The sequence below is a fragment of the Paenibacillus sp. J22P165 genome, from assembly GCF_059692015.1.
Map to the genome: position 1 here is coordinate 136,414 of NZ_JCAUAP010000003.1, position 20,625 is coordinate 157,038.

The 20,625-nt window shown below is 44.6% G+C and carries 14 protein-coding genes; 3 read left to right on the plus strand and 11 right to left on the minus strand.

The window, feature by feature from the left end:
• Position 1: 1 nt before the first annotated feature.
• From fba to AC58QM_RS08395, 11 genes are all read right to left on the minus strand, one after another.
• Positions 2-874 carry a class II fructose-1,6-bisphosphate aldolase gene (gene fba / locus AC58QM_RS08345; protein ID WP_497282986.1) on the minus strand — a complete coding sequence of 291 codons (873 nt, stop codon included), beginning with the start codon at positions 872-874 and terminating at the stop codon, positions 2-4.
• 34 nt (positions 875-908) lie between these two features.
• Positions 909-2,354 (minus strand): CoA-acylating methylmalonate-semialdehyde dehydrogenase, encoded by a 1,446-nt coding sequence (locus AC58QM_RS08350; RefSeq protein ID WP_497282987.1) that lies wholly within the window; start codon positions 2,352-2,354, stop codon positions 909-911.
• A 29-nt stretch (positions 2,355-2,383) separates the two neighbouring features.
• Positions 2,384-3,394: a 5-dehydro-2-deoxygluconokinase gene (iolC, locus tag AC58QM_RS08355; protein ID WP_497282989.1), complete on the minus strand. Its 1,011-nt coding sequence runs from the start codon at positions 3,392-3,394 to the stop codon at positions 2,384-2,386.
• Between the two features lie 7 nt (positions 3,395-3,401).
• Positions 3,402-4,310, minus strand: a complete 909-nt coding sequence (gene iolE, locus AC58QM_RS08360; RefSeq protein WP_497282991.1) for a myo-inosose-2 dehydratase — start codon at positions 4,308-4,310, stop codon at positions 3,402-3,404.
• A 21-nt stretch (positions 4,311-4,331) separates the two neighbouring features.
• A complete protein-coding gene (gene iolD / locus AC58QM_RS08365; protein ID WP_497282992.1) occupies positions 4,332-6,197 on the minus strand; it encodes a 3D-(3,5/4)-trihydroxycyclohexane-1,2-dione acylhydrolase (decyclizing) in 1,866 nt (621 codons plus the stop codon).
• Between the two features lie 169 nt (positions 6,198-6,366).
• On the minus strand, positions 6,367-7,926 hold the full coding sequence (locus AC58QM_RS08370; RefSeq protein ID WP_497282994.1) for a response regulator transcription factor: 1,560 nt from the start codon (positions 7,924-7,926) through the stop codon (positions 6,367-6,369).
• Positions 7,927-7,940: 14 nt separating this feature from the next.
• Positions 7,941-9,728 (minus strand): sensor histidine kinase, encoded by a 1,788-nt coding sequence (locus AC58QM_RS08375; protein ID WP_497282996.1) that lies wholly within the window; start codon positions 9,726-9,728, stop codon positions 7,941-7,943.
• A 147-nt stretch (positions 9,729-9,875) separates the two neighbouring features.
• Entirely contained in the window at positions 9,876-11,627 is a 1,752-nt protein-coding gene (locus AC58QM_RS08380; protein WP_497282997.1) for a hypothetical protein, read from the minus strand.
• A gap of 27 nt (positions 11,628-11,654) precedes the next feature.
• Positions 11,655-12,908, minus strand: a complete 1,254-nt coding sequence (locus AC58QM_RS08385) for an efflux RND transporter periplasmic adaptor subunit (protein ID WP_497282999.1) — start codon at positions 12,906-12,908, stop codon at positions 11,655-11,657.
• A 32-nt stretch (positions 12,909-12,940) separates the two neighbouring features.
• Entirely contained in the window at positions 12,941-16,048 is a 3,108-nt protein-coding gene (locus AC58QM_RS08390) for an efflux RND transporter permease subunit (protein WP_497283001.1), read from the minus strand.
• A 345-nt stretch (positions 16,049-16,393) separates the two neighbouring features.
• Positions 16,394-17,122, minus strand: coding sequence for a glycerophosphodiester phosphodiesterase (locus AC58QM_RS08395; RefSeq protein ID WP_497283003.1), 729 nt, complete (start codon positions 17,120-17,122; stop codon positions 16,394-16,396).
• 306 nt (positions 17,123-17,428) lie between these two features.
• On the opposite strand from AC58QM_RS08395, the gene AC58QM_RS08400 reads away from it, so the two are divergent.
• The 3 genes from AC58QM_RS08400 to AC58QM_RS08410 all read left to right on the plus strand — a co-directional run bounded on the left by AC58QM_RS08400 (position 17,429) and on the right by AC58QM_RS08410 (position 20,590).
• Positions 17,429-18,292 (plus strand): carbohydrate ABC transporter permease, encoded by an 864-nt coding sequence (locus AC58QM_RS08400; protein WP_497283619.1) that lies wholly within the window; start codon positions 17,429-17,431, stop codon positions 18,290-18,292.
• Positions 18,289-19,110, plus strand: a complete 822-nt coding sequence (locus tag AC58QM_RS08405) for a carbohydrate ABC transporter permease (RefSeq protein ID WP_497283005.1) — start codon at positions 18,289-18,291, stop codon at positions 19,108-19,110. Before AC58QM_RS08400 ends, AC58QM_RS08405 begins: the two co-directional genes overlap by 4 nt.
• Before the next feature lie 88 nt (positions 19,111-19,198).
• The gene (locus AC58QM_RS08410; RefSeq protein ID WP_497283006.1) at positions 19,199-20,590 is read left to right on the plus strand and encodes an ABC transporter substrate-binding protein; all 1,392 of its coding nucleotides are present in this window, start codon (positions 19,199-19,201) and stop codon (positions 20,588-20,590) included.
• Positions 20,591-20,625: the final 35 nt, after the last annotated feature.

Here is a 20,625-nt window from a genome sequence, read left to right on the forward strand (position 1 = left end):
CCTATATGCCTCCCGCTTTACCTGAACTGCCGAATAGTTGAATCTTGGATCTCACCGATGCAATAATCGCTTCTCTTGCTGGAATCAAATAATTTCTAGGATCATAAGCGTCAGGATGATCATTCAAAAATGTACGAATTGTAGCTGTACACGCGATTTGATTGTCTGTATTTACATTGATTTTGGCGGTTCCGCAAGCAATGGCTTGGCGGATCTCATCATCTGGCAGCCCGCTTCCTCCATGAAGAACGAGCGGCAGCCCCGTCAGATCTCTAATTTCAGCCATCCGATCAAAACCTAACTTAGGCTGTCCACGATACGGACCGTGAACGGAACCTAGTGCTGGAGCTAGGCAATCGATGCCTGTTTCCTTCACCAGCTTTACGCAATCCTCAGCCACCGCGTACATCCCTTCGGCTTCATCCACGACCAAGTCATCTTCGCGTCCTGTAATTCGCCCTAGCTCTGACTCCACCGTTACCCCTAGCACATGCGCAGCAAGCGTCACATGACGCGTCACTTCGATATTATGTTCAAGGGAATGATGGGAAGCATCGATCATCACAGACGTGAAGCCAGCGTGCATCGCTTTGATACACAAGTCATAGGAGGTGCCATGGTCCAAATGAAGAGCAACAGGCACTGTTATGCCATAGTGCTCAATCAACGCCTTCACCATGCCAACGATGCAGGGAATCCCACCCATATAAGGAATATAAGCCTCACTTACACCAAGAATCACAGGCGCTTGTTCCAGTTGAGCCGCTTGCAAGATCGCCTGAGTGAATTCTAGATTATTCAAATTAAATTGCCCAACGGCATATTTCCCTTCCAAAGCCGTCTGCAACATGTCTTTCATCGAGACGAGTGTCATGATGATGTACTCCCTTTCCGGCGGAAACTCGCTGTTACCAGCGAGCCGTTACCATTTTTTTGCGCGTATAGAATTCCACGCCATCCGTACCATTGGCGTGCAAATCGCCGTAGAATGACTTTTTCCAGCCTGAGAAAGGGAAGAATGCCATCGGTGCAGGTACGCCAAGATTAATCCCCAGCATGCCAGCATCAATCGTTTCACGGAATTGGCGTACATTGCTGCCATCTTGGGTAAAGAGGCATGCTCCATTCGCAAATTCGGAACGGTTGGAAATCTCAATCGCTTCTTCCAACGTGGCAACGCGAACGATGGAAAGAACAGGAGCGAAAATTTCATCCTCCCAAATTTTCATCTCACATTGAACTTGATCGAAAATCGTTGGCCCAACGAAGTAGCCAGTTTCACCAGTAGCAGCATCCTTCCGACCATCACGAACCATAATCGCGCCTTCATTTTCACCGATTTCAATATATTTCAATGTACGTTCTTTATGTCCGCCACGAATAACAGGACCTAAGAACACACCTTCATCATTGCCGTTGCCAATCGTAATCGCATCTGCCGCTTCAAGCAGCTTGCTAACTAGCGTATCCGCTACATCGCCTACCGCAACCACGACGGAGCATGCCATACAGCGCTCACCTGCTGAACCGAAAGCAGCATTCGTGATTTCCTTCACAGCGATAGATAAGTTAGCATCTGGCATGACGATCGAGTGATTTTTCGCACCAGCTAGTGCTTGCACGCGTTTTCCATTCGCTGCAGCTGTTTTATACACATATTCAGCTACTGGCTGAGAGCCAACGAACGAAATGGCTTTAATATCTTTGTGCTCAAGAAGACCATTCACGACATCATGCGCACCATGAACGATGTTCAGCACACCAGCTGGTAATCCAGCTTCGTGGAACAATTCGGCAAGACGATTAGCCAAATGAGGCGTACGCTCGGATGGCTTCAATACGAATGTATTGCCGCAGGCGATTGCAAGTGGGAACATCCAGCAAGGCACCATCATCGGGAAGTTAAATGGTGTGATGCCGCCAATAACGCCAATTGGGTACCGGTACATACCGGACTCCAGATTAGAAGCAATATCCGGAAGCTGTTTGCCCATCATCAGCGTAGGCGCACCAGCGGCGAACTCCACACACTCGATACCGCGAAGTACTTCACCATACGCTTCCGAGTAGCTTTTGCCATTTTCTTTCGTCACGATGCGAGCCAGCTCTTCCCAATGATCAACGAGCAGTTGTTGGTATTTGAATAAGACTCTTGCTCTCTTCGGTACAGGTGTACGGCTCCAAGACTGAAATGCCTCTTGGGAATTACGTACCGCTTGGTCGACTTCCTCTTTTGTAGAGATTGGAATATAAGCAAGAATCTCTTCCGTTGCCGGATTATAAACAGGCTCCGTTTGTGTAGCGGATGATGCAACCCATTCGCCGCCAATCCAGTTTTTCAATGTATGTGTCATAGCAATTGCTCCCTTATGTTTAGTTGATATTACGATGCTGTGATTTCTCCGCGATTGCAACGTTCGATATAGTCATCCACTTGCGCAGCAGTAGGCATTGCATCCGAGCAGCTATGGCTGGAAATAACGATACAAGCCGCAGCGCTTCCGTATTCCATACTTTTCTCTAGTGTCCAACCTTGCATAACACCATAAATAAAGCCTGCTGCATAAGAATCACCAGCTCCAAATGTCTTAACGACCTTAGCAGGGAAGCTTTTGGCACGATGACCGACACCATCAGGTGTGTAGGCGATCGAACCGTCTTTGCCATGCTTGATAATCACAATCTTAGCTGAATAGTCAAACCATTTGGCAGCCGTGATGTGATCATCTTTTTCAGGATTATGCTCAAATTTCTCCATCATATCGAATTCTTCACGTGTACCGAGGATGATATCGCATTTCTCCGCAGCCAAGTTATAGTACACAGCTGTCTCTTCCGGTGATGTCCACGTATATGGACGGTAATCGAGATCGAACACGATCACAGCCCCATGTTTTTTCGCATAATCCGATGCTTGAAACACAGCTTCACGGGATGGACTTTGCGCTAGTGCTGTACCAGAAATGAGCAATACTTTGGCACCTGCGATCAGCGATTCCTGAACCTCATTCGGCGTCAACTTCAAATCAGCGACGTTATCGCGATACATCAGAATGCTGCAATCTGTTGGGCTCTTGATTTCTGTAAAAGCTAACCCTGTTACAGCACCTGTGCGATCTGTTACGACATTGCTTGTGTCGATTGCGTTACGCTCTAAGTAGGAAGCGATGAAGCGGCCCATTTGATCGTTGGCGATTTTACCAATAAATGCAGTTTTCATTCCTAAGCGGGACATCCCAATCGTAATGTTAGCCGGTGATCCGCCCACATATTTCGTGAATGTCATCGTCTCTTCCATCGGACGGTGAATTTCGTTCGCGTTTAAGTCGATACATAATCTGCCGATAGCTACAAAATCAAGCTCTTTCGCTTCTGGAAATGTCACATAGGTCATGGCCTCATTACCTGCTTTCTTTGATTAATAAAGAATGGATATAGTTCAGCGCGTTTGACGCATATTCGTACGCATTATGTGTAGCAGGGTCTTGCTCGCCTTCGAGCATCGCCCATCCTGTGTATTCACGATCCAATAACTCTTTGAAAATTGGTGCAAAATCAAGGCAGCCATCCCCAGGGACAGTAAACACGCCTTTGCGGATACAAGTTACGAAATCGACCTGCTCTGCGCGCGCTTCATCCAGTACCTCTTGACGTATATCCTTCAGGTGAATATAGGCGATTCGGTTGTAATGTTTGCGCAATACAGTCAATGGATCTCCACCACCGTAGTAGGTGTGACCCGTATCAAACAAGAGGTAGACCAAGGAAGGATCAGTCAGCTCCATTAATCGATCAATTTCTTCCGGTGATTCAACAACGGTTCCACCATGGTGGTGATAGGTTAGCTTCAGACCATGTTCAGCTGCAATAGCGCCCGCACGATTTAGTCCTTCCGCTAAGCTCTGCCAGCCTGCTTCATCGAGGCGAAGAACTTCTTTCTCATTCGGCGTACGACGCGGATCAAAATGGAGTGAACCCCCGACTTCTGCTGTTGAGATTACGGTGCTGCCCATTTCTTTTAGAAATAACACATGCTTGCGGTAAGCTTCCAGCTCTTCTTCTCGATAAAGTGGATCCGAGAACAAGACTGATTTCCACTGAGATACAAGCCCAATACCTCGTTCTGATAATTCTCTCTTTAACACGTTGATATCGGTCGGGTACTTGCGACCCATCTCCGTCCCGGTCAATCCAAGCTTCTGAATATCATCAACGATTTGTTCAAATGTGGTATCAGCGCCATGCTCCTTCACGTCTTCGCCCACCCAATTAATGGGATGTATGCCTAGCTTAAAAGGTAGTTTTGCCATCGTTAGGTCACCTCTTCTACGTTAAATGGGTTTCGCCGCTTGTATGTTTTTCTTCATCTCTTCATGTGCTGCTACGACTTTCGAGCTCTCGGAAACTTCGGGCACACCGACTTGCCACCAAGACTCATAGCCGCCTGTATTCGTTCCAGGTACAACTGGAATTTCGATTAAAGTTGTTACGGTTTCTTTTTTCGCTTGAAGTAATGCGGCTTTAAGCTCTTCCGAATTGGTCGCTTTGTACGAAACCGCTCCTAAGCTTCGAGCATGTGCCGCGAAATCAATCGGCAAATAGCCCCCTGTCAGCTTACGCGTTCCGGCTTCCCGATAACGGAATTCATTCCCGAAGCCTTCGCTGCCTTGACTGCGCTGCAGATTATGAATGCATTGGAAGCCATGATTATCAAATAGCAGGATGGTGAATTTCTGACCTTCTTGCAAGCTTGTCACTAATTCGGAATGAAGCATTAAGTAACTGCCATCCCCGACGATCGCATAAACCTCACGTCCAGGTTCCGCTAATGCGGCTCCGAAGGCACCGCTCACTTCATATCCCATACAAGAGAAACCGTACTCCATGTGGTATGTTTTGGGTTCTGTTGATCGCCATAGACGGTGTAGATCACCAGGGAGACTTCCCGCCGCACAAACGACAACAGAGGAAGGATCAATCGTTGCGTTGATAACACCAAGTGCTTGCGTCTGAGCAAAGCCTTCTTCACACTCTGCTTGATATAAACGGTCCACTTCACGATCCCACTCGTCTTTCAAAGCGGCTATGTAACCTGTTTCGTAGCTGCTCGTATATTCACGGGATACCAGTGCTTCTTGCAGCAAGTTTAGGGCTTCCTTCGCATCAGCCGTTATTGAAATGCCGCCTAACTTCGATGAATCGAAGCCGCTAATATTGATATTGATAAATTGCACATCATCATTCGCAAAGGCCGATTTGGAAGCTGTGGTAAAATCGGAATACCGCGTTCCTACGCCGATAATTAGATCCGCCTGCTTCGCTAGCTTATTCGCAGCAAGTGCTCCAGTTACGCCAATGGCGCCGACATGCAGCGCATGGTTCCATGGCATCGCGCTTTTCCCAGCTTGCGTTTCCGCTACTGGAATGCCGAACGCTTCGGCAAATGCCGCTAGCTCTTTCGTCGCTTCTGCATAGAGCACGCCGCCGCCAGCGATTAGTACCGGACGCTTCTTACCTAAGATCACAGCTTCCGCTCGCCCAACAGCTTCCTGCGACGCAGGTCGTCGATCGATATAATGAATTTTCTTTTCGAAAAAAGTTTCTGGATAATCATAAGCCTCCGCCTGTACATCTTGGGGAAGTGCTAAAGTCACTGCTCCTGTTTCTGCAGGATCCGTTAAAACCCGCATCGCTTGAGTAGCTGCACTTATCAACTGCTCAGGACGAACGATCCGATCCCAGTATTTGCTCACTGACTTGAATGGGTCGGTCGCAGATATCGAATAATCGTTCGTGACCTCAAGCTGCTGCAAGACGGGATCCGGCTGTCTCGAAGCAAAATTATCGCCCGGGAGCAGCAGAACCGGAATGCGATTGACGGTCGCAGTTGCCGCAGCGGTAACCATATTCAGTGCACCTGGCCCGATTGAGGTTGTGCAGGCATAGATTTGCTGACGATTCTTCTGCTTCGCGTAAGCGGTTGCAGCGTGGACCATCCCTTGCTCATTTTTGCCTTGTATGTAAGTTAGGTCACCTGCGCTATACTCCAATGCTTCTCCGATCCCCGTTACATTGCCATGTCCGAATATTCCCATGACGCCTCGAACAAATTTAGTCTCATGTCCATCGACAGAAATGTATTGTTGGTCTAGAAAGCGAAGAAGTGCTTGTGCCATCGTAAGTCGAATTGTACGCATGTTAAACTCCCTTCTCATTAGAGGTTAAGCGCTTAATCTTTTAATCTAAAACGCTCACCCCACATCAGGGGTTAAGCGCTTAATCCGATCATACTGCATTTTCATTTTACTCGCAATAGTTTTTTTCTACTTGTTATTCGCTGCCATTACATCCCCAGAATCACGACCTTTATGTCGTTAACTTCCCACTCCTGTATTCCTTTGGTGACATATGAAACTGCTGTTTGAATACATTTGTGAAATAATTCGGTTCATCAAAGCCAATGGCACATGCGATTTCGAATATTTTCATATCCGTATTCCGGAGGAGTAAAGCTGCCTTATCCATACGTACACGGGTAACAAAGCGCGTAAAGCTTTCCCCCGTCGCCTTTTTAAAAACAACACTAAAATAGCTTGGATTCAAATGGATATGCGTCGCAACATCTGTCAATCGGCACTCCTCATTGTAGTGTTCTTCTATATATTTAATGGCTCGCTCAACCACATTATCACTTTTGGCAACTTGCCATTGATTGAATTGCAGTAGGAAGTACTTCACTTGCTCGGCTGCCCAATCCAGCACCTCCTTCGAGGTCCAATGATTCTGTGGCATCTCGCTTGGAATCTTAGCTAATGCCTGTTGAGCAGCCGGATCAAATTGCTTCTGTATCGTTCCATGCATGGCTATAGAAAGCGACAGCGCGCCAATCCTCATCTCCTCTGGCGATGTGAGACCCAACTCTGCTAGAACCCGATTTAATAACACTTGCAGACTATCCTCTTGACCCACTAGAATGGCTGACATCAGTTGTACTTCCATCTCTCTAACCCGTGCTTGATGCTGTGAAAGCAGAAGACCAGTTCCCGGTTCACCCGTGGTAAGGGTAGGGAGTTGAATCGGATCCGAGACGGCCTCTTTCGTCAATAAATATCGTTCTGCCAACTCACTTGCGGATGGTGCGATTCCCATAGAAATTAGACCTGTATGAATTTTCAAATATTCAAAGGATGCCTTTGTAATGTTGCTTTGCAGACTTTCTTCAAGTTGCTGATATTCCGTCACTAACAAAAATGTATCCTGCTCCACTAATAAGAGCCGCGCTTCCAGCCCTGCTTCCTTCACTAACTCTTCCACGATATTTGAAAAGGCAAATTGCAATAAACTCATATCCCGCTTACCGTTGGCTGCCTTATTCGCCAAATCGTCATTATTTAGATGCAGCAACCACAATTCTTTGCCCGCTAGAACACCATTCACGGCTGCTAACGTTCTCATTTCATAAGGGAGGTCTAGCAATACAGCACGAAGTTCTTGATCTTGCTGCACTTGCATTTGCATGTGCTGTTTCTGCTGAAGCGCGTACTTCTCATAAAACCGCTCAGAAGCTTTGTTCATGATTTGGCGTACATCTTGTTCCGTGCATGGCTTAATCAAGATATCCAAAGCACCTAACCGCACAGCGGCTTGGGCATACTCGAAGTTCTTGTATCCAGTCAGGATGATGACGATCATATCCGGGTAATTCTTACGCAGATGTCCAACGAATTCAATCCCATCCATGATAGGCATGCGAATATCCGTGAGAACAAGATCTGGTTCGTGCTCTTCTAGCATTGTCAAAGCATCCTGCCCATTGCCAGCTTCACCGACCACTTGCCAGCCCAGATCTCCACTTTGCATCATTTTAACGAGTCCTTTTCTGAAATTCATCTGATCTTCGACAATCAACACTCTACCGTTTCGCATCTCGTAATCTCCTTTCACGTTATTTCGTTATTTGTAAGATGAGGCAGAATAAGACGCATGTTAGTTCCACTTCCCACTACACTTGAGATTTCCATTCGATACGGGGCGCCATGCACCAGCTCAATTCTTCGCACAACACTTCGCACGCCAAGACTTTCTCGTCCATCTGTACGTTGAGGCAGTGATGTGCCCTGTACACCTAAGATTTGTGAGATCGCTTTCTCATCCATGCCACACCCATTATCCGTCACATCTATTTCTAGAAATCCATCACGACTGCTTGCTCTAATAATCAGAACTTTATGTGATACCATATTGCGGAACGCATGCATGAACACATTTTCTACTAAAGGTTGCAGGAGTGACCGCATTACCTGAACGTCCATAACGTCCTCATCCACTTGAATAATGGCCTCCAAATCGGTTTCGAAAAGTTCCTTTTGTATCTTCAAATAGTTGCGGATCTGTTGAAACTCTTCCTTAACGGTAGTCAGTGTTCGCACTGGCATCAACGAATATTTGAGCATCTCCGATATGGCAGCGATCAAAGCGGCGGTCTCGGTTTCATTTTGTAAATAAAGCTTCCAGTAAATTTCATTGAACATATTATGCAGAAAATGAGGATTCAACTGCGCTTGCAGCGCCTTAAGCTCAGCCTCTTTCTCACTTAATTGCGTCATGTACACTTCCTTAATGAGTCTTCCAACTTGCTCAGCCATGGCGTTAAAGCTCTCGCCGATATACGCTAATTCATCGTGGGTTCGTATTTCAATACGCGTCTCGAAATCACCGGATCTGACCTTGCGCAGACCTTGCAATAGCTCCTTAAGCGGACGGAGCAAATTCCCCGTGGATAGAATAATTAGCACACTCGCAAGAAGAATACTCACCAAACCCGAGTAAACAATCATTTTAAATAAATCACGACTTCTTGATTGTATCTCTGTTAGCGATGTACCACTGACGAGTTTAAAATTCGTCACCTCGGATTGACCTTGTACATACAAATGGTGCTCCATTAATTGTGTTCGATTCATCGTTTGAAGGTGCTCTAGTTGATCATTGGGGACTGGTGAATTCGTAAATAAGAGCTCACTATTTTTATTAAACAAGTAGACCTGGCCCTGACCTGCCTTCGTCAGCTCCTTCAACGATCCTGAGAAGAAGGATTCATCAAAAGCCATAACAAGTACACCGTAAGTCGTCAAAGAACTATTTTTCATAAACCTAGCTACAATAATCGTGTTTCGATAACCGCTTGGCTCAATCGAGGAGGCGAGTGGCATGCTCATCCATACGAGATCACCAGAGGTGTCGCTAATTTTGGATCGGATTACTTTGAAAACGTTTTCATTAGGCGCATTAATCGTAGAAGTCGTGTAGCTGAAATACGAAGGATTCCCGTTCAAATCATATAAATACATCCCGGTGATATAAGGTGCATCGGATTTGAGCTGATAGACCTGATCTTCGATTTGCTTTTTATCATAATACCGATCAAAGGCATCAGAGCTTTCATTCAAATTAATGCGTGAAATCAGCTTCTCAATGGATGGATTAAACACAACGGTTTGTGAAATACGAACTACCTCTTGCACCTTAAGATCCAACTTCGCCAACGCTTCTTCGTTCGTGCTCGAAAACTGCTTGCTGATTTCTTCTTCAAACAGCGTCAAGTTATAGCGATATGTCAAATAACCGGTCAAGCAAAATGCTAATAAAATAATGATGGATAAACTGAGAATAAGTTTCACCCTGAAGCTGCGATTAATCATGATTACATTTCGGATCCAGGATAGCATCTCATTACCCCTTTGTTAGAAGTGACCAAACCTTTGACGATATTATAACAACATTTTTCGTTTTCTCGCTAACTTTTTAGTTTCAGCACCTAAACAAAGCAAAACCGATGTCCTTAAATTAAGGGAGCATCGGTCCTTTTCATCTACCTATTGTTTAAAAGTAGTCAACAACCGCTTAACGGTTTCACCATATTCGTTCACGAAAATCTCAAAAACTTTGACCTGAATCGGGAAATCAAGTTGATTGGATCTCGCATTTAAATCGATTGTGTTGGTACCATTGTACAAACGCCCTTCTCCTGATAAGGCTTCTACGGCTTTCCCAACAGGATTTCCAACATTATCAAATAATTCGAATGAGAGCTTACTATTAAACTTATCAACCGTAACCATTTTATCTGGTTTTATGCTCAAATCAAGCTTCAGCTTATAATCATAACTCATATTGGCTTGGTAAATAGCTGAAATCGTCCAATCCTTGATCGTAATTTCATAGGGATACACGTTCATTATTTTACTGGTCGCATCATTCTTCTGTACAGGTACCTTTGCCGTGGCAAGAAGTGATTTGAACGATACTTCTCCATTCGATTGTTGGCTGTAGAGATTCATTTTCAAACCTTCACCCGTCTCTGAGGCAGGTAGTGCATAGGAATAGCTAACCACATAGGACGCATTAGGAACAACACTTAGTGCTGTAGCTTCTTGTCTTCTTCCTCCATAAGCATAACCGTCAATACTAACAAGTTCCGTTTGGATTGCAGGAATTGGAATTGGACGATCACTGTTGTTCGTCAATTTGAACTTGGCTACTGCGGTATTGAAACCATCATCTTCATTACTTGTTACATGTAATTCAACCAAAGAAACATCGACATTGGACGGAACGAATTTGTTCGTTGAATCTAGTCTAACTGGCGTACCTAACGTATATTCCGGGGCAGGGATGACGCCCTGCGTCGCGGCTCCTGTTGGGAGAAGTATATTGACACGACCTACCCGATAGGTGTCTTCAAGGAGCTTACTATCCCCCGTCGCAACGGCGAAACTCTCTGGTGTCACTACATTCAAGCTGGTGAATGCCGTATCCAGGTCTGTTGGAATGACGATATGGATATATTTCTTCTCATCTGGATCAAGGACGACCGAGGTTTCAGCACGATTGCCGGAGTAAACGTTATTGTCTGTCTTCCCATCGATTCCAAAGTTTGGCACAGTCTGACGCTCTTTAGTTGAATTTACGACCGCAATTTGAACAACCGTGGAAACACCTTTGGCTGTAATTTCTTTATGAATGTCTACAGGAATGAAGTTAAGTGGCGAGCGCAATGAAGGTAAAGTAAATGCTTCTCCCCATTTCAGAATCGCGGTAGAATTCGTTATTGTACTGTCACTGCCGTTCCACACCATACCAGCATCAACAGGGACCGTAAGCAGCGTTGTTTCTTCCTTCGGATACACTTCCATATTCACATCTATGAAGTTAAGGCTCGTTACATCAACATCGTCACTGCGATCAACGATCGACAGGTAACTGAGCTCCAACTGACTCTTGGGTTGGATGGATTTCGGATTTTTGACACTAGGCTGCAGTGTATATTCGATGCCATCTGCCATCATCACCCGTAGTTCAAAGTCAGGTACACGCGTGATTTTATCACTTGTATTTCTCATTCGAATGACGGTACCTAACTTCGTCCGATCCGATTCGTGCTCATTGAGCATACTTTTTATTTCAATCTCAATTTTATTAGAAAGCGCATAGCTAACATTCGTACTTGCTGCAGGTAATGCTGCCAAGTTCTGACCATCTGCAGCCCATGCAGGTACAGATGCAGCAGATAAAAGTACAGCTGATAGAACGAGAGTAGCCAAAGATCTTTTCATCTTCATAGTCACTTATTTCTCCTCCTCTAAAATATTAGGTTAGTTACTCACTTTAACCGTGTCTTGATCTTTCAGTTGATGTTGTCCGGAAATGACCAGAATCTCTCCTTCTTTAACCCCAGAAATGACTTCCTGATTCGTCTCATTCAACCGACCGAGTTCAAGTTTACGTTTCTGTACCTTATCGCCATCTACAACAAAAACATAGTTATTTCCGCCTTCACGAACAATGCTAAGGCTTGGAATGACAGGCACGTTTTGTTCATCATCTTTGGTTAGTTCCACTTGTGCCTTAGATCCTGGTTTCAGCTTGCCATCCGGGTTCGGAACTTCCAATTCCAGATCATACGCTTTGGATTGTCCATTAATCACATCCGATAAATAGGTCACTTTGGCTCCAGCTTTCGTCGTTACGCCAGGAATATAGAAAGTCAATTCACTCTTACCTCTTACAAGGTTAGCCGACTCTTCGCTAAGTTGAGACTTGATTTTAACTGGGTTTGTCTGTTGCACTTCCCCAACGCGACCGCCTGGTGCTAGTGTCTGACCCACCGTAACATTGAGATCCGTCAGCCTACCAGAAGCAGGTGCTTTTACTTCAAGATTGCTGAGGGACCTCTCGATATTCTTGGCATTTACTTGCGCCGATTCCAAACTGGACTCCACTTGTGCAAGCGAATTCGTTTCTTGCAGTGTCTTCAGAGATCTACGTGCGCTTGCTAAATCTTTCTTGGTATTACTAAGCGCCGTTTCCGCCTTCTCTAGTTGAGATTTTGTAGCAGTTCCGAGATCATATTCATTGCGAGCCGTGTTGTAGGCTTTCTCTAGATCACCAACGGCGGTTTCCAATTTAGAAACACCATCTTTGGCATCTTCAATCCCGTTCGAAGTCTTCTGTTTTGCCTCCGTAAGTCCAGCCTGTGCTCCTTTGATACTTACTGCATTCAAATCCTTTTGTATCAACACATCTGTTGGATCCAATCGAAAGAGCACGTCGCCTTTCTCCACGATATCTCCACGTTTTTTCAAGATTTCTATGATTTCGCCACCAGACTTGGCGATAATATCTAATTGAACGGATGATACGACATCACCCACTTGTTCAATCGGTTCACCAATCTTTTGCTTCGCGACTTTGGCTGTTTTCACTACTTTCTCACCTTGCTGGGTGGCTGTTGTTGCTGCAGGACTTACGGCTGGTGATGCGGAACATCCTACGGCTATCGCCGCGCTAAGCGCGAGGACACCGAATATCTTGGTGCTCTGTTTAATCATAAACAACTGACGTTTCATAGTCATATTCCCCTTTTCCCCGATATAGATGATTAATGTGCAGATGCTGCTTGTTCCGATGGATTGGAAATCAACTTTCGTTTTCTATTGAAGAAGCCGCCTTCTCTTTTCTTAAATAAGAACTCATACATAATAGGTACGATTACCAGCGTTAGTAGCGTAGAAGTCGTAAGACCACCAATAACCACAACGGCCAAACCTTTGGAAATGATCGTTCCTTTGGATAATCCAAGTCCTAGAGGCATCAGCGCAAGTATCGTTGCACCTGCCGTCATGATAATCGGTCTCAATCTCGTAATTCCAGCTTCAATTAGCGCATCACGAATCGAGTAATCTTGCTCTCTTAGTTGCTGTACGCGGTCTACAAGTACAATCGCATTGGTGACAACGATACCGATCAGCATGAGAAAGCCGATGAGTGACGTTACATTAATCGATTCGCCCGTTATTAGTAGTCCTAGGAGGCCTCCAATAGCAGCTAGCGGCAGAGAAAACAGAATGGCAAGCGGCGCCCTAGCATTACCAAAGGCAATAACCATAACCATGTAAACAATGAAGATGGAAGCAATAATGGCCATAAACATTTGCATGAAACTTTTTTGGATATCGTCAGATACACCCTTTACTTCACGAGTGACGCCAGAAGGCAGTTCTAACTTAGCCAGTTCTTCCGTAATTTTCTTGCTGACGCCGCCTTTATCCGTCGCATTAATTTTGGCACTTACACTCACGATTTGTTCTTGATCTTCACGACTAATGCTGTTCGGTGCCTCAATCTGTTCAACACGAGCTACTTCATTTAACTGTATGGTTTGGCCAGTAGGCGTCTTGATTAAGAAAGTACCCAATTTATCCACGGAGTTTTTGTACATCGGATTCAACATCACCTTCGTGGCGTAAGTGATGTTATTAAATTTCAAATCACCTAACTTCTCTTCTGCGATCCAGGCGTTGACTGCTTGCAAAATTTGAGCACTTGAGAGACCATACAATCGTGCTTTGTTTTGATTTACGACAATCTCGACTTCCGTTTTGGAATCACTCAAACTGTCTTTAATGTCATTCAGCTCAGGGAATTCTTTCATTTTATCTTTGACCAACTGTGAGGCTTGCTTGAGATAAAGCTGGTCATCCCCTTTAAGGGAATAGGAGAAGTCAGCTCCTGTTGCAGTAGGAGGTCCTCCTGTAAACAGTGTAATATTCACATCTGATCCATCTGGCATCAGTTTTAACATGTCTTCCTTATAAGTTTTGACACCCTCAGTCGCATTGGTTTCAGCTGTTAGCTCGAAGAACATCATGGCTCGATACGCATAGCGATCACTGCTTTGGTTATATCCAACAAGCGATTCGATGTACTTAAATGCAGATTTGCCTGCTGTGTCTGTGTGTAATTTTAAATCTTTTTCAAGTTCTTTGGACATCTCATTCATCATCTCAATGGATGTTTCACGCGGCATTTTAATCTCAATAACACCTTGTTTGACGGCTTCACTATCCGGCATAAAAGCTACCGCTAAATTAGGTACTGTAATGATGATCGAGATAACAAGGGCAACGCCAGCTAGCAATAGTGTCTTGATACGGTTATTTAACGACCAGATAAGTGCTTTCTTATATTTCACTCCCATAGGCCCAACGTGATTCTCGTCGTGACTTGTAAGTTTCTTGCTTTTAAGCACCATAATCTTCGCTAGCATCGGAATTACGGTTAAAGCAACGAGTAATGATGACATTAAAGCTACGACAAGTGTTATGGCAAAAGGACGGAATACTTCACCAACAACCCCACTTACGAATCCAATAGGACCAAATACACCAACTGTTGTAATGGTTGAAGAGGTAATTGCACTTGAAACCTGTTTCGTTGCTAATTTTATAACGGATTCATTGCGATCTTGCGCTTTTTGCAGCTGACTATAGATATTTTCAATAACGACGATACTGTCATCCACAACTCGCCCGACTGCAATGGCCATTCCACCTAATGTCATGATGTTTAGAGAAATACCTAGAGGTCCCATAAATAGTAATGTTACAAGGATTGAGAGAGGAATCGACACGAGTACGATGATTGTCATACGAGCATTACGTAGGAAAAGCAAAATCATTAGGGAAGCAAGTATGGCACCTAAACCACCTTCTTGCACCATTCCGTGGATGGAATCTTTAATATCGTTGGCCGAATTGTAGATTTTGTGGAATTTCACGCCAGGCAGCGTTTGGCCCCAATCAGTCATCAACTTATCAGCACTATCTGCAAATTCAACAGCGTTCGCGACTTTCGTTTTGTAAAGCAATACGCCGATCGCTGGCAAATCATCTAATCTTGCAATGAACTTGGACTCGCTGATCGCTTCAACTTTGGCAATTTGTTTGAGAAGCAGTGTATCGCCTGTTTTCGTTGTGATTTTCAAATTATCCAAGTTATAGATCGTATCCATTTCACCTTTGACTCGAACCATTTGCGTGTTTCCATTGAAATCTACCGTACCTGCCGGGCTAGATACCAATGAGGCTTTAATCAAGCTTGAAACATCAGATGGTGTTAAACCATAATTGTTTATCGCAGGCGCATCAAGCTTAATGGTAAGAACAGCATCCTGATTGCCTACAGAGTCTACATGGTCGATTCCTTTGAGCCCATTAAAGCCGGGAAGAATCGTATCTTTGTAGGCTTTATCCAGCTCCGTTTGGTTCATTCCTACGTCACCATATACCGCCAAGTAATAGACTGGTTCTGAAGCAAAACCCGCTGTTAACACTTTGGGCTTCTCAGATCCTTGAGGCAGCTTAACATTCGAGATCAAGCTCTCCACATCTTTCTTCACATCTTCCGGCTTCTTATCTTGGTCTAACTCCAGGATAATCTGTGAGTAATTGTCCTGCGATCCAGAGCTTAGGGTTTTGAGTCCATCCAACCCTGCAACAGCCTTCTCTAATGGCTTCGTAATTTCATCAAGGACATCCTTCGGAGGTGCTACATAGGTAGTACTAATAATGACAACCGGAAATGTAATGTCAGGCATACTTTCTACCTTTAGTGTGGTTGTAGAATACGTTCCTCCTACGACCAACAGCAGCATAACGATGAAAATCGCTGCCACATTTTTCATTGAAAACTCAGTTAACTTGGACATTCTCACTTCTCCCCTGTCACCAGCTTTAATACTTACATTCTTACTACTCACTCATTCATCATACTTGGAATTAATTGACAATAAATATACGAAAATTGACAATTCTATGTTTTCTCGAACAGGATTTATTATAGCTTTTCATCTTAATAAAAACAGGTGAGCAAAGTCATATTATAGTCATATTTTGGTAATACGATCAGCTAAACGCTTGTGACTTCATGTGATTCCAACAAAACAAAAACCGATGCTCCTCCAAATACGAGGGCATCGGTATGAAATTCTTTAGACACGAAAAACCAGTAAACGCAAAGTTTACTGGTTCTTTTATCTCAACCTCTGACTAAGTTAGCCAAGCAGCTCCCGCAGTCGCGCAGGATAATCCGTAATAATGCCAGTGACACCAGCAGCAATCAATCTCTTAAAATCAGCAGTCTCATTCACTGTATACGGATAAACCGCCAGCCCCGCAGCTGCAGCCGCGGCAACATCCGCCTCGTTGATGCTGTGTTGATATGGATGTAAGGAATAGACGTCTACGCCAAATTGCCCAGCATAGGCCGCATGATCTAGTAAATTAGCTGCATAGAGCAGCCCCACTTTCGCTTTAGGCTGAACTTGTTTGATCCTGTGCATCAATTTGTGGTCGAAAGAAGAAATGACGGTATCTTCCCATCTATCCAATTCATCTAATAATGCCAACAGCGCCTTCTCCATCTTTCCCTCGTAAGCGTGCTTTATCTCCACATTGATGAGATGTCCCTGTGGTACAAGCTCGTATACTTGACGCAGATGAGGGATTCTCTCCCCCGTGAAAGCTTCCGAGAACCAGAGTCCAGCATCCAGCGTTTTCAATTCTTCCCAGCTCTTTTCACAAATAAGTCCAGAGCCATTGGTCGTACGATCCAACGTTAGATCATGACAAACGACAACCTCTCCGTCTTTCGTTATCTGAACATCGAGCTCTATCCCTTCAGCCCCTTGTTCGAAAGCTAATGCGAACGAGGCTATTGTGTTCTCGGGGGCTTCTCCAGCTGCTCCGCGATGTCCTATCACGATCGGTTTTTGGTTATTCATAATTCACTCTCCTATAAAGATAAGCTATTGAATACGCTCAAATTATAGTTGAATTCACCTGATTTTGCCCAGTCTACAAGTCTATTGATTTTGTAAAGGTTTCAAGATTTATACAAAACATTCACATGAATTTGACATTGGTCAAATAAACGACGGTTAATCTAATACACATAAGTGCTTGTCGAATAAAGGGTCATGGAGGAGCTTGCAATGAACGCTATGGAAAGAGATTTACCTCACACAAGTAAAATAAACACGAAGGCACATACAGCGTATCCACGAAAGGCAGTACTCAGTCAAAACTGGATGGAGACAATCCTTGGTTATGTCTTCTTATCTCCGTCACTCCTGCTGTTTGCAGTCTTTTTATTCTATCCCTTGATACAAACCTTCTATCTCAGTTTACACGAAACCGATCCGCGAGGCAGAGTAGCTTCCTTCGTTGGATTCGATAATTTCACGGCTATCTTCACCTCAGAACGATTCTATCAAAGCTTGGGCGTCACAGGCCTCTTTACACTGCTGACTGTTCCTACGGTGATCGTGATCGCGTTGATGCTTGCAGCTTTGACGCATAATCAGCTCAAAGGCATGCGAATCTTTCAATTTATTTTCTCCCTGCCTGTCGTCCTGTCGGTAGGGACGTCCGCCGTAATCTGGATGATGCTCTTTCACCCGAGTGTCGGCATGTTGAATTACCTACTTGAACAAGTCGGATTAGCACCGGTAGCTTGGCTGACGGACCCTAAATGGGCACTGCTTTCCGTTTCCATGATGACGGTTTGGATGAATCTCGGCTTCACTTACATCGTCCTACTCAGCGGCCTACAAGGCGTTCCGGATGAGATCTATGATAGTGCCAAAATCGATGGATCCGGTCCCATTCGCACCTTTATCCAAATCGTCTTGCCTTTACTTTCACCAACGGTTTTCTTCGTTACAATCGTGTCTATCATCGGTGCTTTTCAGTCCTTCGGACAAATTCATATCCTGACCAAAGGTGGTCCAGTCAACTCCACAGATGTACTTGTTTACACCTTATATCAGGATGCCTTTATTAACTTTCGATTCGGAACAGGCAGTGCACAAGCGCTTGTCCTCTTCACCATTATCCTTATTTTTACGGTCATACAGTTTAAAGTATTTGAAAAGAAGGTGCACTATCAATGATGACTCGTTTACAAAATACCTTCGTCTACACCCTTTTGATCATCTGTGCAGCACTTGTTCTTTATCCCATTTTTTATACGTTCTCATCCGCCTTCATGACGCCGGAGGAAGCATCCGCCTATCCGCCTCGATTCTTGCCTAGCAGCTTCTATCTAGGCAGCATGATCGCCGTCTTCAAGCTTGTGCCTATCGCCAAATTTGTAACCAATAGCCTTATTGTCTCTATTGTTATTACGCTGGGACAGCTCATTACATCGAGCATGGCTGCCTATGCCTTCACCAATATTCGTTTTAAGGGCAAGGCCTTCATCTTTGCGCTTTTCATGGCCACCATGATGATTCCGTGGGAAGTCACCATTATTCCCAATTATCTAACCATCAAAAAATGGGATTGGCTCGATAGTATGCAAGGTCTCACCGTTCCGTTCTTAGCTACGGCCTTCGGCACCTTTCTTCTGCGGCAATTTTTCTTACAGCTTCCCAAAGAGCTGTTCGAAGCAGCACGCATCGATGGATGCGGTCACTTCCGCATGTTCTTCCGGATTGTGCTTCCACTTGGTCGTCCAGCCTTGGCAACACTAGCCGTTTATGCCTTTTTAAATGCCTGGAACATGTATCTCTGGCCTCTGCTCATAACGAACAGTGAAGCCATGCGTACTGTGCAAATTGGCATCGCAATGCTGCAATTCGAAGAATTAACCGTATGGAATTTGGTGCTGGCAGGCGTAACTATCGTTTTACTGCCGTCCCTAGTATTGCTTGTCTTGGGTTTAAAGCAACTCGTTCGAGGTCTTACAGCTGGTGCTGTAAAAGGTTAGTCCATCCTTGATGGCCACTCTGTTCAGTCTCTATGCTGAAGCAGATTTCCATATATTTTAGATGAAACAAAAGGGAGAGAAATAGAATATGAAATCATTGAAAACAAGAAGTTCCATCCTTGCTATGACTGCAATTATGGTACTGTTAACTAGCGCATGCGGCAAAGCAGAAACGACTACTTCAGGCAGTACGACAGAAAGCAAACCTGCTACAAGTACAGCAGCTGCGGATGTCAAAAAACCAACGGAACCTGTTAAAGTCATTTGGTGGCATTCGATGAGTGGAGAGCTTGGCAAAGCCGTCGATAAATTAGTGGCAGATTTCAATAGCTCTCAGAAGAATGTCCAAGTTGAGGCAGTCTTCCAAGGTACTTATGATGAGAGTATTAACAAAATGAAAGCATCGATGGATACCAAAAGCGGTCCTTCCCTCATTCAGGTTTATGAAATCGGCTCCCGCTTCATGATCGATTCCAAAGCTATTACACCTGTGCAGAAATTTGTGGATGCGGATAAATTCGATCTTTCTCAGCTTGAAGAAAACATTCTCAATTATTACAAAGTCGATGGTAAACTGAATTCCATGCCATTCAATACTTCTAATCCAATCTTGTATTACAACAAAGATATGTTCAAAGCTGCTGGTCTTGATCCTGAGAAACCACCAACGACATACGAAGAAATTGCGAACGCATCTAAAGCATTAAGTAAAGACGGGAAATCAGGTTCTTCCTTTGCCATCTATGGTTGGTTCATGGAGCAATTCTTCGCGAACCAAGGCGTTGAATTCCTGAATAACGGGAATGGCCGTACCGCTGCTGCAACAGAAGCCTTGGTTAACAATGAAGCTGGTGTCAAAACGCTCACATGGTGGAAAGAGATGGTCGACAGCAAAACATCCGCCAACCTTGGCCGTAAAACAGATGACACGAAAAAAGCTTTCTTAGCTGGCCAAATCGCCATGACATTGGATTCCACAGCATCTCTTCGCGGTATTGTCAGCGGAGCTGAAGGCAAATTCCAAGTAGGTACAGGCCCGCTTCCTAAACCAGCTGATGCCAAAGAAGGCGGTGTCGTTGTAGGTGGTGCGAGTCTCTACATCTTGAACAACAAGTCGGAAGCCGAGCAACAAGGCGCATGGGAATTCATTAAATTCCTAACGAATCCGCAAACACAAGCATGGTGGAACGTAAACACGGGTTACTTCCCAATTACTAAAAAAGCTTATGATGAGCAGATTATCAAAGATAACATCACGAAATTCCCGCAATTCCAAACGGCTATTGATCAATTGCACAAAACGAAAGCGAACACAGCTACGCAAGGTGCAGTTATGGGTGTATTCCCAGAAGCTCGTCAAATCGTCGAAACGGCTATTGAAGAGGCTCTGACTGGCAAAAAGGCGCCAAAAGAAGCACTGGATAACGCTGCTAAGAGCATTACAGAAAAAATTGGTGCTTATAACAAGACAGTAAAATAATCGTCTCTATCCAAAGTAAAACAAAACAGATGCTC

What these genes read in the sequence shown, in the direction of transcription:
- AC58QM_RS08390 (WP_497283001.1), bottom strand. Translation starts at nt 16,048, where the DNA reads ATGTCCAAGTTAACTGAGTTTTCAATGAAAAATGTGGCAGCGATTTTC.
- iolC (WP_497282989.1), bottom strand. Translation starts at nt 3,394, where the DNA reads ATGACCTATGTGACATTTCCAGAAGCGAAAGAGCTTGATTTTGTAGCT.
- AC58QM_RS08410 (WP_497283006.1), top strand. Translation starts at nt 19,199, where the DNA reads ATGAAATCATTGAAAACAAGAAGTTCCATCCTTGCTATGACTGCAATT.
- iolE (WP_497282991.1), bottom strand. Translation starts at nt 4,310, where the DNA reads ATGGCAAAACTACCTTTTAAGCTAGGCATACATCCCATTAATTGGGTG.
- AC58QM_RS08370 (WP_497282994.1), bottom strand. Translation starts at nt 7,926, where the DNA reads ATGCGAAACGGTAGAGTGTTGATTGTCGAAGATCAGATGAATTTCAGA.
- AC58QM_RS08395 (WP_497283003.1), bottom strand. Translation starts at nt 17,122, where the DNA reads ATGAATAACCAAAAACCGATCGTGATAGGACATCGCGGAGCAGCTGGA.
- AC58QM_RS08400 (WP_497283619.1), top strand. Translation starts at nt 17,429, where the DNA reads ATGGAGACAATCCTTGGTTATGTCTTCTTATCTCCGTCACTCCTGCTG.
- AC58QM_RS08385 (WP_497282999.1), bottom strand. Translation starts at nt 12,908, where the DNA reads ATGAAACGTCAGTTGTTTATGATTAAACAGAGCACCAAGATATTCGGT.
- AC58QM_RS08375 (WP_497282996.1), bottom strand. Translation starts at nt 9,728, where the DNA reads ATGCTATCCTGGATCCGAAATGTAATCATGATTAATCGCAGCTTCAGG.
- iolD (WP_497282992.1), bottom strand. Translation starts at nt 6,197, where the DNA reads ATGCGTACAATTCGACTTACGATGGCACAAGCACTTCTTCGCTTTCTA.
- AC58QM_RS08350 (WP_497282987.1), bottom strand. Translation starts at nt 2,354, where the DNA reads ATGACACATACATTGAAAAACTGGATTGGCGGCGAATGGGTTGCATCA.
- AC58QM_RS08405 (WP_497283005.1), top strand. Translation starts at nt 18,289, where the DNA reads ATGATGACTCGTTTACAAAATACCTTCGTCTACACCCTTTTGATCATC.
- fba (WP_497282986.1), bottom strand. Translation starts at nt 874, where the DNA reads ATGACACTCGTCTCGATGAAAGACATGTTGCAGACGGCTTTGGAAGGG.